The sequence below is a fragment of the Alphaproteobacteria bacterium LSUCC0396 genome, from assembly GCA_041228345.1.
GTDB lineage: Bacteria > Pseudomonadota > Alphaproteobacteria > Puniceispirillales > Puniceispirillaceae > UBA3439.
This window is the reverse complement of the sequence record CP166131.1, coordinates 2,338,238-2,353,058: the sequence shown is the minus strand read 5'-3', so window position 1 is coordinate 2,353,058 and position 14,821 is coordinate 2,338,238. Positions and strand designations below refer to the sequence as shown.

Here is a 14,821-nt window from a genome sequence, read left to right as displayed (position 1 = left end):
TGTGCTACTAAATGAAACATCAAGACAAAAAGGCCGCTTGCCAATGATTGAAAAACCTGACACTGAAACAATGCATGAGTTACGTTGGTATCTTGTTCAATGTAAGCCGAACGCGGCGAAAATCGCCGCCCAAAATCTTGAAAATCAGAGTTTTGGCACATTCTCGCCCCTGCAGGAAATCACCAAGCAAAAGGGCAGGATATTCCAGCGGCAAATACGTCAATTATTTCCCGGATACCTCTTCGTTCAGATCGCCCCTAAACTGGGGCCATGGCGTCAAGTAAATAGCACACGCGGCGTCAACCGCTTGGTCCGTTTCGGCGCCGAGCCAAGCGTTGTGCCAAACAAGATTGTTGAAGCACTGATGGCGAGATGTGATCAGCAAAGCATATTGCGTCAAACAACTGAAACACAGCTTCACGCTGGTAATCAGGCGCAAGTGACACAAGGTCCATTTTCCGGATTTATTGCAACAATAAACAACATCGAGCCCAACAACCGCATTAATATCCTAATTGAAATCATGGGTCAGACAACAAAAGTAGCGATTAATGCTGACGCATTACAGCCTATTGGCTATCGATAAAATATAAGGACCATCTTTATCGCCATACCTCTCCAGATAATGCGCACCAGCAGACGCATGACAGAGAATAAAAAGAACTGATGGCGTTTATTAATAACTTTATTTTTTTATTTTAATTAGATACGATATCAAAATATTGTGTTTAATCATATTCGGCGGAATCCATGACAACTTTGAAAAAACTTTCAGCGGCACAATTGAATAAAATTATTGACGAAACACAGGCAGAGTTAACACGCCGCAAAAACATTGATGCGGCAACTGTTGAAATTCGCTCTATCTTAAAGAAATACAAAATTGATTTTCAAGATATTGATCTGAATATAATCACCAAAACCGGCGTTAAAAGTAGCACAAAAAAGCGCGCCAAAGTAACAAAATTACGCGATCAGCGAAGCAAAGTGAGAGCGAAATATAAAGATCCAAATAGCGCGGCAACCTGGACAGGGCGTGGCCGGGCACCATCATGGGTTCAGGGCATTTGCCAAAATGAAGGCATTGATATTGATGGGTTTAAAAAAGATAGCCGCTTTCGCTGTTAAGCTTTGAAAATCAAAACTTGGACCAGCTCAAAACTCAAGCCGCTGGCTATCCTTAAATTATAATTTTAGGAAGATGTTGCGTCTGTTTTTATATTAGAACGCCACACTCTATTCTTGCTGGCATATTGAGGCATTCTTTGAGCTTTTCCAGCCACGCGGAGGAATATACTACAACATACGATTATGGTGATGATTTGGCGATGCCGCAATGTCGCGTGCCAATGGTCGCTGCAAAACCTATAATCCCTAACCGCGGGAGAATTGCTTGCACCCTCTTCAAATGCGCCGCAAATTGTTGGCAGTGAAGTCCATCCTTAAACCGCAGCATCCCGCATAAAGACCAGATTACCCGCGTCTGAGCGATCGGGCTGATAGCGATAGCCGCCAGCATTAAAATCTTGCAATTCAGCACGCTCCTTCAGCCGGTTCTGCACGATGAAACGCGCCATCGCCCCGCGCGCCTTTTTCGCGTAGAAGCTGACAATTTTTGCTTTGCCACCGCTATTTTCCAGAAATACCGGCGTCACCACGGGTAATGTCAGACTGGCAAGATCAACCGCGCCAAAATATTCTTTAGACGCGCAATTCACCAATAGGCTGGAGTTCGTAGCCACCGCCTGCTCATTTAGCGCGCCCGCAATTTTCGAGCCCCAATATTGGTAGAGCGATTTGCCCCGCGCCGTAGCCAGCTGGCTGCCCATCTCAAGCCGGTATGGCTCAATCCCATCAAGTGGCCGCAACACCCCATAAAGACCAGACAGCACACGCAGATGATTTTGTGCCCATGCCATATCTTCAGGTTCTAGCGTTGCCGCCTCCAGCCCTTGATAGGTATCACCAGCAAATGCAAGTACCGCTGGCTTTTTATCCTGCGCACCAAAACTCGCAAACCGATCGGCGTTCAGCTTGGCCAGATTTGCGCTAATCCCCATTAGAGACTGCAACTCATCGAGGCTGAGTTTCTGCATTACGTGCGCCAATTCATCGGCCTCTTGGCCAAACATCGGCTGGGTTGGCTCGATCGCCGGCGATGGTTGCATGTTTAATTTTTTGGCGGGCGAGATAACAATCAGCATAAAAATCTCCGTAAATCCAAATAATATCCAGTATTTTTTACCATAAACGCGCGTGACGCGTTTTGACAATTTGCCGCATGATAGGAAATCGGCGCGGCGAATTCTAGGATGTTCTTTTTAAAGAACACCCCGCCGGCTAAACGCGGCCTCACCTACACCATACACCGCTAGCTTAGGCTCTGCAGCTTTTCTTCAACCTGCTGAACCGCCTGCTGACGGCTCCACATTTTTTGATAAAGGCCTTTTTTAGCCATCAGGTTTCTGTGCGTCCCACGCTCGGCAATACGTCCTTGATCCAGCACGATGATTTCATCGGCGTTCACAATCGTCGATAGCCGGTGCGCGATAATAACCGCAGTGCGCCCTCTGGAAACACGGTCCAGCGCCTGATTTATGTCCTGCTCTGTTTTTGTGTCCAGCGATGATGTCGCCTCATCCAAAATAAGGATTGGCGGCCCTTTTAGAACTGTCCTTGCAATCGCCACCCGCTGTTTTTCTCCTCCTGACAGTTTTAACCCGCGCTCGCCAACCTCGGTTGCAAGCCCGCCCGGTAGTGATTTTATGAAAGTGTCAATCTTGGCACTTTCAGCGGCCTTCCAGACCTCGTCCGCACTCGCAGCCAGCCGCCCATAATGAATGTTGTAACCAATGCTGGCATTGAACAGCACGGTGTCTTGCGGCACCACGCCAATGGCCTCGCGCAGACTGGTCGCTGTCACCGATCTGATGTCCTGATCGTCAATGCTGATGGCGCCCGCCGTCACGTCATAAAAACGGCACAGCAAACGCGAAATGGTCGATTTTCCGGCACCAGACTGCCCAACAATCGCTAGCGTCTTACCTGCTGGCACATCAAAGCTAATACCACGCAGAATTGGCCGATCGGCGGTATAATGGAAATGCACATCATCAAAGCGGATCGCACCGGATTGCACAGACAACATCGTCGCATCGGGCGCATCAGTAATTTCTGCAGGCGTTTCCAGCAAACCAAACAACAGCTCGATATCGGTCAGCGATTGCCGGATTTCACGGTAAACCCCGCCAATAAAGGCAAGCGGCTGCGATAGCTGGATTAAAAACAGATGGATCAAAACAAAGTCACCAATCGTCTGTTCACCAAGCATCACGGCATTTGCCGAAAGCAGCATCGAGGCCATCATCCCAAGCGAGAAAATCGCGGCTTGTCCAAAATTCAGCCATCCAAGCGATGTAGAGGTGCGCACCCCAGCCTTTTCATATTGCGCGATGGCCTGATCAAAGCGCATCAGCTCAGTCTTTTCATTGGTGAAATATTTGACGGTTTCATAATTGAGAAGCGAGTCAACCGCGCGGGTATTAGCCTCGGTATCAGCCCGGTTCATCTCGCGGCGAATTACGGTTCGCCAATCACTCGTTTTCACCGTGAAAACACTATAGCTAACAACAGTAACCGCGATCACCACCACGTAGGCGATGCCGAAATTATAAAAGAAAATACCGGCATAGAGGGCGAATTCAAAAATCACCGGCAGCGTTGACAAAACCGTATAGCGCACGACACTCTCAATGCCTTTGGTGCCACGCTCAATGACCCGCGACAGGCCGCCAGTCCGCCGCTGTAGATGAAACCGCAGCGATAATTGATGCATGTGCTGAAAGGCCTGTAATGCCAACTGGCGCACCGCATGCTGGCTAACCCGGGCAAATAACGCGTCGCGAAGCTGGTTAAACGCAATGCTGACGATCCGCGCCGCGACAAACCCAAGGATCAGCATCAACGGCGTTAACAGGAATAATGGCAAATAGGGCAAATCAAGCACATTGCCCGCCAGACTGTCAGTGACATATTTAAAGAAGAATGGAACCGTTGCCGTGACTAGTTTGGCGGCGATCAGCAACAGCACCGCGATGAGTACCAGACGTTTCAGGCTGGGGCGATCATGCGGCCAGATATATGGCCATAGCTTGATCACTGTGCCTAAAACAGGCTTATCAGCCATTTGCATTTGTGGCTGCTCGGATTTGTTCGTGCTGTTCATAAGATACTTCGCTAGGTGGAGCCTAAAATAGAAATGGAGCTAACCGTGATCACACGTTAATAGCTCACGACAATCCTATGAGACCACAATTCATGCCGAGACGCAAAATTTGCCACCATGTTTTTTGGGTTTTAAGAGCGTTTTTTCTCCGCATTACAGCTCGATAGTTTATCACTATCCGCCAGTTTAATCCCAAACGGCCCCAAACATCATCCGGCAACTTGAGCAAAGTCATATAGTCGCTCGGGGTTTTCTACTAATATCTGGTGGATGATTTTATCGTTTGCACACCATTCACAAAATAGTTGCAAAAGCCGTTTATCGTCAGGAAGATTAGAGAGGGCGTTTGGATGTGGCCAGTTGCTGCCCCACAATAATCTATCCGGATAATTGGTTATCAGATATCTTGCCAAGGGGGCTACATCACTGCAATTGCCTGTTGTGTCATTTGAAATGTGGTAAGGGGCAGACAGCTTAACCCAACATTTACCGTTGTCTAACAAGCGATACAATGCTGAATGCGCATCGCTATTGATGCTACCAGTTACTGGTATCCGGCCAAGATGATCTATAACAATTGGAACAGGTAACGCCTTCAGTTGGCGTTCTAATAAAGGCAGTTCATTGCCATCTAACTGTAATTGGGCGTGCCAATTGAAATCTGCAATCCGATTTGCGGCCGGGTTTAACTCTTCGTAGGTCAGGCACCCAGAGAACAGAAAACTGAACCTTGCACCACGAACCCCAATATCATTCAGTCGTTTGAATTCAGATGTCGCCGCCTCACCGCCTACAACCGCAACGCCACGCGCTTCAGCTGGGTCAGACGCCATAGCTTCAAGCATACAACTGTTGTCGCGTTTATAATGGCTAGGCTGGACATAAACTGTCCTCGAAAGGTTGAGCTCCTTACGAAAAGCCAGGTAGTGATGCAATTGAGCACGATTACACAGCCCATTTGTCGTTTCAGGTGGGAACCTATTAGATGACCCATAAATGTGCATGTGGCAGTCGACTGCGCCTCTTGGAAGGCTGGCGTTGTTTTCGTTTAACATCCATTACACCGCTGTTTATTGGTGACGCCCAAAGGGGCAACTACAGACTCAGTTGCTATTTGTTGTTTCCGAAATTGCTGTATGAAGCTATTCAGCAAAGTCCGGATATCAAGACCTAGTTGTTTGCATAGCGTATCGTTAATAACGCTTATTAGCGTTGGTCATCGTGATGCCGAATATTCCAAAGGCATTAAAGAACCCCTTTCGCACTCTCGCGCAATGTTTGCATAAGAACTGCATCATCCGCGCGGGCCAAGGAAAAAGCGTGGCTGTAAGCCGGGAGTTTGGCCCCAGCAACCCAAGCTGCACAAAGCTCGCCGCTCGCACAAGCCGCCATCGTCCCAAAGCCGGATTGTGCACAATTCATGAACGCGCCTTCAGGCCCCATTGGCCCGATAAGGGGCCAATTTACATCGGTCATGGAGTACCAGCCACCATAATGATGCATGGTTCTTGGCAACTGCCCGTAATAGTCTTTCAGCTTGGGGTTTAGACGAGCAGCCCCGCGCAAAACGATGTCAGGGAAATTATCATCAAGTGGCGGTTCCCATGTGGCGGTCGCGGGGTTCTCATTATACGCCCAGCCGAGTTTGACCCAATTTCCTTTGTCGCCACCGTCAGGTCGACAGTGTATCGAGCCAGGCATCGCTTCAGCAAGCCAGCGAAACTTTGGTTCTTCCAATAACATAGCGCGATCATCGTCTGACCAATCAATGTTCTGGCCATCCAGATCAATCGAAAAAGGCATATCGCGCGGGATTGCTTGTGCACGATCCTCAAACGCAATCTTTTGCTGGAAAGTGTTATAGATTGGCAGATCGACATCCAGCATCTTTGCAATATTATCTGCGAACGGTCCTGCTGCATTGACAATCTTGTCAGCTTGTATGTGCTGTACGCCTTCTTTTCCATTGATCTCGATAAGGAAGCCGTTCAATTGGTCAATCCCCTCAACAGAGCCAGTGATCCGTGTTAATTCAGTTCCTTTTAGCGTCTCCAACATGTGCATACCCAGTTGTTGGCCACTGATGTCACCGCCCCGCCTGATGTGGATGACTGTTTGAATGTCTAGGGCATATGATGGGAATATACGACGTATGAGATCCTGATTTTGCAGGATATCAACGCCGCTCGGTGCACTTTCCCAATCTGGATCAACAGGTGATTGATACTGTGGGCTTGCGCTTGATGTGTGATAACGTATCAAGTCATCGGCTGTGGCTCCAAGCCCTGCATGTAACTGCTTAATGATCTCATCAATATCGGTATTGCGTGTGACTAACGAATAGCCACGGCGGTTCATTTTGATGAGGTTGTTGCTCTCGGTAGCAATATCTTCGAGCAGATCAATACTACGGTTTGTGAATGCAACCATAATAGGATGTGGCCACCAATTTCGGTAGTTCTCGCCAGATTGCGCCGATGTGAACGTCATTGGCTGATTGCGGTCAATTAAGACGATGTCTGTCAATCCATGATTCTTGGCAAGGTAATAAGCCGTGGCAATTCCAACGATGCCTGTCCCAATGATAGCAATTTGGCAGGATGAGTATTTCACAACGTAACTTTCTTATTTGTTATCGGTGTTATTCTGATGCTTTGTCTACGTCATCACAAACGAAGTCAGGCGTTGTGATGTCACCAACCTCATCACCCGCCCAGTTTAGCAGCGTCGGTTGAAAGAACCCCTTTACAGAGTTTTCGATGGGATACCCTAAAGCCCTAATTACTGCACCAATCGCAACTTCAGCTCCTCTTTTGTTGCCATCTCTTGCTTTAACGACGGCACCAAGTCCAAGGTCATGAAATGCAGCCGAGTAAACGCCCTCAGCACCTGTTTTGACGGTTATAGCTTCACCATAGGCCGCGTTGATTGCGCTACATGCTCTGCCATGACCGGCAATGAGCAATGGCTCTGCAGCGATACTCTTGCGTATCCTTTGGCAAGCCTCATGCCTCGCATCTGTCAGATCACCACCGCCAGCAAATAGAGCAAACGCTCTTGCCCAATTACCCAATGGCGCAGAGAACACAGGTGCGCCGCAGCCATCTACGCCATGAGGATACTGCATCAGGTCCAAACCGGTCATGAATTCTAACGTACCGAGGATTTGCTGCTGAGCCGCATTCGTTAGGTTAGCATAACCGAATGTTTTACCACTCATAAGTTTGGATAAGATCAACATCCCAGCATGTTTACCGCTGCAGTTATTGTGGACCTTATGAGGCTCATGCATGGCTCTGACCTGAGACACCAACGTCTCCTGATGCATCGACCAGTGTGCACCGCAAATGAGATCATCAACAGATATATCGAACTTACCAAGCAAACCTTGCACGGCGTCTGTGTGCAGTGTCTCACCGTTGTGACTTGCACAAATCAGGGCGACCTCAGCATCTGTAAATTCAGGAATATCTTGCAGGGTTCTTAGCAGCTCGATCAATGCAATCGACTGAAGTGGTTTCATTGCTGAACGCGGAAAGATAACACTCTCGACATCACCCATGCCCAATATGACTGAACCATCAGCATCGCAAACTGCCACGTCGATCTCATGCAAGCTCTCTTTGAAGCCATTTCTGTTAACATGGACATTTAAAGGGCTTGGCAAATTGCTAGGCAATGCAATCAAGGGCTTGGTCATTTGCGTCTCATCTAGTCGAATGTTCTCTGAAAAGACTATGATGCTTTTATGACCTAAACGCTATAACTTCTATCGGATGGCAAAAAGGGTCCCAGACGCCAACAAACTGACCCCCAGTACCTTTGTTAAACAGCAGTTTTCAAAAGAGGGCTAAAGGGTCGGTTGTTGTTTTGATAAGTTTTTTAAGCCATTTTAAATCTCAACTCTCAAGAGGTTGGCTATCTTAGATAGCAAGAGATATAACTCATGAATAAAAGATCAACACTTACGATGTTCTTTTCTGCTACCTTCCTGCAAGCGGGTGCGTATGGCTTGACTTTTATGCTCCCGAGGCTGTTTGAGGGGCTTGGCTCAAATGAGAAAGCCGTGGGCACAGTGCTGATGCTCACAGCTTTATCAACCTTAGCAAGCGTCTACTATGTGGGTCACCTCTGTGACGTTCTCGGAAGAGTTAAAATGCTGGTATTAGGCTGTGTAGCTATTGCCATCGCATTGTTTTTTTATGGTGTGGCAGACACTGTCGGCGGCTTAAGCCTTATGGCCAGCTTACTACTTGGGTTTGGTTGGGGCACCACATATGCTGTCTGTCCAGTGGTTCTTACACAACTTATAACCGATGAATTAAGGGTTAGGTTTTTCACGTTATTGTCTATCGCCGTTATGGCTGGATTTGGATTGTCACCAGTTCTCGCTGCTTTTTTAGAAACACTTGGCAGGACCGTCAACATGGCATTCTACGTAACATCTGCATTGTGTCTTATTGCCGCATTAATGTTTTTATTGATAGACCGATCCATTAAGACGCATTCTTTGGCCACCGACACACCGCAAAAGTCAAAAGTTACTCTTAAAACCATTGTAGCAGTATTTAAATCAACGGCTTGGCGCCCTGTCACTATGGTCTTCATTGGCGCTAGCGTTTTTGCCGGTGTTACAAACTTCCAAACTGTTTTTGCTGATGAGCGTGGATTAGATTATTCAGACTACTTCTTAATTTACACATTCACGGTGGTAATTTTCCGGTTTGTGCTTGCTCGATTTAGCGGAGGTAAAAATCCATACCTAACCATCTCGGTATTGCAATATTTGATGTGCGGTAGCGTTATAATGTTTGGCTTTATCGCTGGAAACCATTACCAATATTGGCTATTTGCAGTTTTGTTCGGGGTTGGGTACGGTGTATCTTACCCTATCCTAGTGGCCATGGCGGCCAAAGACGCTCCTAAGGATTTAGTTGCACAAACACTACAGATTTTTGCTTTCACTTACTTTGCCGGTATTTTCGGATTTCCACTGATTGCTGGTTGGATGATTGTGGAACTAGGTTCTATTAGTTTGTTATTGCTAGTCTCGTTTCTTGCGTCGATTGAAGCTAGCCTGGCATTGCAGCGGGCGTTATTTAGTAAATAGGCAAATGTTGTCGATCGAGTTAACAGGGCCATCTTGCAAAAAGCCAGTCTTCCAACAACCTACGCATCCTAGGTGACGGAAGGTAAGGGGTGATTGGCTCCCCTCTCCTGACCCTAGAACGCCATACCCACTGTATTAGCTCAGTGAGAGCATAGGCGTCATTAAAGGCTCTTGAGCTGTTCCCAAGCCACCTTGCGACTACTGGGTTTATGTTCTGGTCATACAGGTAGATGAGATGACTACAGTGCCCATAGTCGTTGGTGCCTCTGGTGGTATTCGCTATCCAGTTGGCGTCTTTAAGCCGTGAGTTTTTAGCAAAGACACCGGGCTTAGGCTGGTTATCATTGCTTGCTTTTAGCCAAGCGTCTTTCTTAGAGGTAATCAGAATGGAGTTGATGTCGACACCAACTAGCTTCCTCTCCTTTAGGTTCTTTAGTGACCTTGCGACTTTGGAGTAATAAGACGATGAAGACATACCCTTCTCTTGACCAGAGTAAGTCAGCTTCAACTTTGATAAAGCTGGAATATCTTCGATGGTAATCAACTCGGCTGCCTTGGCTCTAAAGTCTTCTTCGAGATGATTGTCATTACTAACCTCGAAGGGAAGCCCAAGTTTATCAAGGTAGGCCAATAGCATGGAGCCTTCAGCCTTGTAGGTCATCACAGTTACTGAATTGCCAGCAGATAAGATGCACTCTGGTAAAGCCCAGATGAACATCTCTCCATCTTGAAGGTAAAGACACCCGCTCTCAGCATACTTTAGTATCTTTGGGCTTAGGGTGTCAGAGACTTGCTCTTGGTTTTGTCTCCACTTTGATGTTGGTCTAACTAAGCCTGTTCCTGCATCCACATCCATATAGCCAGCATCAACGTAAAACTCTTGGATTGAGGTTCTGGATTTGGACGTAACTGATTTAACAACATTTGGAACTTCATCAATGATGATGTCGTAATCATCTAAGAGACCAGCTTTGACCATAGGAACCAGTCTTTCGTAAATCTCATGGGTGGTCGCTATGTTGTTACCAAGTAAAAGCTGTGCCTCCAGACTGCTGGCCTTGGTTCCTTGTTCGTTGTCATTAGCGTAAGGTTGGACAAACTTGATGCCCTTTGAGGCTTCGATAACGCGGTCAACTTCAGACAACAAAGGTAGGATGACTAGGTACTTTCGGTCTTCCTTTAAGTTTTTAATCATTCTTGTCGTTTTGCCACTACCACAAGGGTAGTCGTCAATCTTAATTACTTTGTTCATGTTTGTGTATTCTCCTTGTTTCAGACAAAAGAAAACCCTGAGGCACCTAATGCGCCTCAAGGCTGTTATTAGTCATTGATTTAATTCAGATATTCGGCCTGCACCTTAAAGAAAAGACTGCAGTCTAACTGCGGGGTTTGGTCTATAAGTCGTGGGATGTTTTGGTCGTTGGAAACCCGATGCCACTGAACTACCAGCCTTGGCTTATCCAAAGAAGTTGGTTAACCAAGGAACATCAATCAAGACAGTACGACGGCTATTACCTGTGTGTACCATCCCGCAGTTGCAGTAGTTATACCATAGGTGTCGGGACTCATTTATGACCCGAAGCGTGTAGGTATCTTAGGTGGTCCCGCTCATTATTAGACGAAAAGCTTTCCCACCACCCCTCATTATAAAAATGAAGGGGCAGGACAACTCAAGCTATCCTTAATCTATCTAAGAACCTAGATAGCCCAGCGCAGTCACTACTGCACCTACAGCAGCTAACGCAAGCCACTTCCATCCTTTGGTTCGTCTGGCCTTTTTGTAGCTTGGGGAACTGAAGGAATTGCCCAGGAATAGGCTGTTTTGGTCTTTCATTATGTCTGCCTTTTGTTATCGGAGGCTAAGTGGCGAACTCCGTCTTTACACCCCAATTTTAAACATAATGTAATGACCCCATCCAGACAATTTTCAGACAAACCGTCAGATACTTTGGTGTCACCCATACTCTAGTGGTGCTGATATCTAAGGTGTCCCCGCTCATGTCCGAGCGGATGTGGAGGTGTATCACTCCCTTAAACATGGGACCCACGCGATCAACTTTGGTCACACGCCGGTCACACCTCAGTCACACAGACTTTGACAAAACGGCATGAATCAGTAAAATCGACAGAAATCACATTGAGGTGATGACTGATGTTAAGGCACTGATGTAATTGCTAATTTTAACTTGAGAAATGGTAGCGGAGGAGGGACTCGAACCCCCGACACGCGGATTATGATTCCGTTATTCCAAACAAAATTATCCTTTACACCCTCCACCAACCCATCAAGCCCCGAGGTCGAAGGCGCAACATCCGGCCCAATCTAGACCCCACCCCCTCTGATCAAGTCCAGATCTGATCCAGAAATGCCCTCAGTAACCCCCCGTTCAAGGACCGAGGGCGAAGGATCAATGGAAGTGTAACTGCAATCTATGGATTTGATTGTTGAAGTTAGGGCTAAATTCACTCAATCTGCAGCCTCAGATCTTATTTTGGGTTGATCTAGAGTTAACCTTGCCAAACTGGGGTTCGAGACAGATTATACAAACCAGCACGCTAAAACCTGTTACGAAATAGCATTTAGAAACAAAGAAATACCGTCTTTAAAGGAGATACCGCATGCTCGCAGAAGCAAAACTACGCACCCAAAATCTTCAAGCCAAAATGCTAGAAAAGGGTATCCAAAAGGCAGTCTTCACTGATGAGAGTTCAATGGCGTATCTGGCTGGGTTCTGGGGTTATCTTGGAATTGAATTTGGTCGACCCAGTATGCTTGTCATAGATGCAAACGAGCCACCAATTATCATCACACCGTTAATGGAGTCGGAAATGGTTGATGAAATGACTTGGGTAGAAGATATCCGCGTTTGGGAGGATATTGGCCAACGTACTTGGTGGCGCGCTCTTGCTGAAGCCTTGGGAGATAAACCAGCCGAAATTTGGATCGAAAAAGCGTCTATTCCAGCCATTGTTCGCAATCATTTAGATGAAACATACCCAGATGCTGCACTGAGAGATATTTCACCAATTCTCGGAGGCATGCGAACAATCAAGTCACCTTTTGAAATTCAAGTGATGCAAAAGGCGGGACAAATTGCTGGCGCAATGATGGCGGCTGCGCATAATAGCCTGCGTGAAGGTGGTCGCGAGTTTGAGTGTGCATTGGCTGTCATAGAGGCAGGTTCGCACAAAGCCGCGGAATTTTTAACCGCCAAAGGCTGGGATCGCTTCGTTTCACCGATGATCCACAATCTACAAATCATGCAAAGCGGCAAAGACGCGTCGATGGTCCATCGACGTGCAAGTGTAAAGACTTTAGAGAAATTCGATCCAGTCTATTTCTGTTTTTGTAATATGGCCCAGTTCAAACAGTATAAACTTGGCTTTGACCGAATGTTTCACATCGGTGATGTCAAAGACGAAGACCGCAAGGTACAACTGGCTGCAATCGAGGCTCAGCAAGCTGCGATTGCTGCGATCCGCCCCAATGTTCTAGCTGAGGATGTTGCTGCTGCTGCCAACGAGGTCTATCGTGAGCGAGGCTACGAGACCGGTTATCGCACAGGTCGATCAATCGGTGTTGCCTATCTGGAAGCACCAGAGCTTAAAGAAGGTGACAAAACGGTTTTGCAGCCGGGCATGACCTTTGCGGTTGATGGGGGTATTTCGGTTGATGGTGTCACAGCCGGCCGGATTGGTGATTCAATTGTCGTTACGGAAACGGGCGCAGAGTACCTAACACATTATCCTCGCGAAATTCTTCTTAGCAAAGGCTAATCAATGCCAAAAAAGCTCAACGTTGCGGTGATTCAAAGTCCTGGGTGTTTGGTTGGTCCTCAAGCGCGTGTGGATTGGTTGGCAAAAGCTATGCTTGAGCATGCAAACCAGCCGTATGATCTGGTTGTGCTTCCAGAACTTTTCCAGAGTGGCTATTGCATTGGTGATAAGGTTACTAAACATGCAGAATCCTCTGACGGACCATTCGCAATGGAAGTGGCTAAACTTGCGCAGAAGCACGACACTGCAATTCTATACGGATATTCAGAACGACAGGGACAAGCTCTTTTTAATAGCGCACAGTGTATCGAAAAAAGTGGAAAAGTCATTGGACATCATCGAAAGCTCATACTGCCTCCTGGGTTCGAGGGAAATCATTTTACCCCGGGTAAAATTTGCAAATTATTTGATATTGACGGCTTCAAGGTTGGAATCTTGATTTGTTACGATCTTGAATTTCCCGAAAACTTGCGACATATGGCGTTGCAGGGCGCTGATCTGGTCGTAGTGCCTACAGCATTGGGGGCGCAATGGGGCGTAGTGTCTGAAAAAGTTGTCCCTACGCGAGCTTTTGAGAATGGCATATATATTTGTTATGCAAACTCTTCTGGGCATGAGAATGGCATGGAATTTTTTGGCGGTAGCTGTATCGTTTCGCCAGACGGTCGAGACATAGTACGCGCCGGAAACAAACCAGAATTGTTATATGCTCGTATTGAAAAGTCTGCTGTAGCCGCTGCAAAAGAGCGTTTGCCATACCTTACGGATCGGCTAAAATTACCTTGGGTGCTAGCAGATAGCTTGTGAACAGCCAGCAAGACTATCATGCAATAATTCCATCAGTTAACGCTGGTGGGCTTTTGTTAATTTCAATTACCAGAAGACGCTGTTTTGTTCATGAACTTCTTAAAGAAGGCAACGGTGCGCTTGTGGGAGTCTCGGTCCACTTCAGCGTTGTAGGCGTACTTCTTATGTCCCTGTCGATCCCAAGCATGATCAGCACCAGCGTAGACATGCGTCTCAAAACTTGAGTTCACTCGTTTTATTTTTCGCCATGCCTCTTCGGCCCATTTCAATTTCTGCGTCTTATCATCTGCTCCGTGGAGAGCAAGGATAGGGTTACTTGACCCTGTCACATAGTCTTTCGGATATGGCTGTTTTTCCCAATCCAGCTTGCCCTTCTTAGCCTTCCATACTCCATAGTGACTAGCAGCTGCTCGAACGCGCTTCTTGCCCGCCAGATAGGTTGCCCAGAACCCTCCATTTGAAAAGCCAACCGCAAACACGTTTTGTTTTTGCACCTTTGGGTCATTCTTAGCGAGTTCGACAATATCATCTAACTCACCCTCGATCACTTTGCGGTACGTTGAGAACGTTTCCATCCGGTTCTCCGGACCTAGGTCGTGTCGCGTAAAAAAGTCTGGCGCATAGACCACGAATCCATCATCCACATAACGTTGAATGAGGTGCTTTACGGTCTTGAACCCACCGCTAGTGTGCAGTGCAATTACAGCTGGAAACGGCCCATCTCCCTTTGGATAATGCTTTTCGTGAAAAATTGGCTCAGCAACTAATCCTTTTACTACGCACAAACTAAGAAGGGTTGCTGTGAATAAAAGACGAATGGACAACATGTTTGGTTCCTCTGTTGACGCCAGATTCCTCTTGCATATCAAGACAGAATAGCTTGATTTAGGAAAGCTAAAAAA

At 47.0% G+C, this 14,821-nt stretch carries 12 protein-coding genes; 5 read left to right on the top strand and 7 right to left on the bottom strand.

From position 1 onward, the window contains the following. Positions 1-43 precede the first annotated feature (43 nt). Positions 44-586 (top strand): transcription termination/antitermination protein NusG, encoded by a 543-nt coding sequence (locus tag AB8881_11155; GenBank protein ID XDZ63092.1) that lies wholly within the window; start codon positions 44-46, stop codon positions 584-586. Between the two features lie 164 nt (positions 587-750). Then, positions 751-1,128, top strand: coding sequence for an H-NS family nucleoid-associated regulatory protein (locus AB8881_11150; protein ID XDZ63091.1), 378 nt, complete (start codon positions 751-753; stop codon positions 1,126-1,128). A 314-nt stretch (positions 1,129-1,442) separates the two neighbouring features. Here the strand turns inward: AB8881_11150 and yaaA are convergent, their stop codons facing one another. The 5 genes from yaaA to AB8881_11125 form a co-directional block, all read right to left on the bottom strand. Further along, positions 1,443-2,204 carry a peroxide stress protein YaaA gene (yaaA, locus tag AB8881_11145; protein ID XDZ63090.1) on the bottom strand — a complete coding sequence of 254 codons (762 nt, stop codon included), beginning with the start codon at positions 2,202-2,204 and terminating at the stop codon, positions 1,443-1,445. Between the two features lie 167 nt (positions 2,205-2,371). Next, a complete protein-coding gene (locus AB8881_11140; protein XDZ63089.1) occupies positions 2,372-4,186 on the bottom strand; it encodes an ABC transporter ATP-binding protein/permease in 1,815 nt (604 codons plus the stop codon). A gap of 248 nt (positions 4,187-4,434) precedes the next feature. Then, positions 4,435-5,229, bottom strand: coding sequence for an amidohydrolase family protein (locus tag AB8881_11135; GenBank protein XDZ64556.1), 795 nt, complete (start codon positions 5,227-5,229; stop codon positions 4,435-4,437). A gap of 241 nt (positions 5,230-5,470) precedes the next feature. Continuing rightward, positions 5,471-6,838 (bottom strand): NAD(P)/FAD-dependent oxidoreductase, encoded by a 1,368-nt coding sequence (locus tag AB8881_11130; protein ID XDZ63088.1) that lies wholly within the window; start codon positions 6,836-6,838, stop codon positions 5,471-5,473. A 28-nt stretch (positions 6,839-6,866) separates the two neighbouring features. Continuing rightward, positions 6,867-7,925 carry an asparaginase gene (locus AB8881_11125; GenBank protein ID XDZ63087.1) on the bottom strand — a complete coding sequence of 353 codons (1,059 nt, stop codon included), beginning with the start codon at positions 7,923-7,925 and terminating at the stop codon, positions 6,867-6,869. Positions 7,926-8,171: 246 nt separating this feature from the next. On the opposite strand from AB8881_11125, the gene AB8881_11120 reads away from it, so the two are divergent. Further along, entirely contained in the window at positions 8,172-9,335 is a 1,164-nt protein-coding gene (locus AB8881_11120) for an MFS transporter (protein ID XDZ63086.1), read from the top strand. Between the two features lie 19 nt (positions 9,336-9,354). Here AB8881_11120 and AB8881_11115 read toward each other — a convergent pair whose 3' ends face one another. Next, entirely contained in the window at positions 9,355-10,587 is a 1,233-nt protein-coding gene (locus tag AB8881_11115) for a hypothetical protein (protein XDZ63085.1), read from the bottom strand. A 1,367-nt stretch (positions 10,588-11,954) separates the two neighbouring features. Between AB8881_11115 and AB8881_11110 the strand changes: the two genes are divergently transcribed. Further along, positions 11,955-13,112, top strand: a complete 1,158-nt coding sequence (locus AB8881_11110) for a M24 family metallopeptidase (GenBank protein ID XDZ63084.1) — start codon at positions 11,955-11,957, stop codon at positions 13,110-13,112. 3 nt (positions 13,113-13,115) lie between these two features. Continuing rightward, positions 13,116-13,919, top strand: a complete 804-nt coding sequence (locus tag AB8881_11105) for a carbon-nitrogen hydrolase family protein (protein XDZ63083.1) — start codon at positions 13,116-13,118, stop codon at positions 13,917-13,919. Between the two features lie 62 nt (positions 13,920-13,981). On the opposite strand, the gene AB8881_11100 is transcribed toward AB8881_11105, so the two are convergent. Next, positions 13,982-14,746, bottom strand: coding sequence for a dienelactone hydrolase family protein (locus AB8881_11100; GenBank protein XDZ63082.1), 765 nt, complete (start codon positions 14,744-14,746; stop codon positions 13,982-13,984). Between the last annotated feature and the right edge of the window lie 75 nt (positions 14,747-14,821).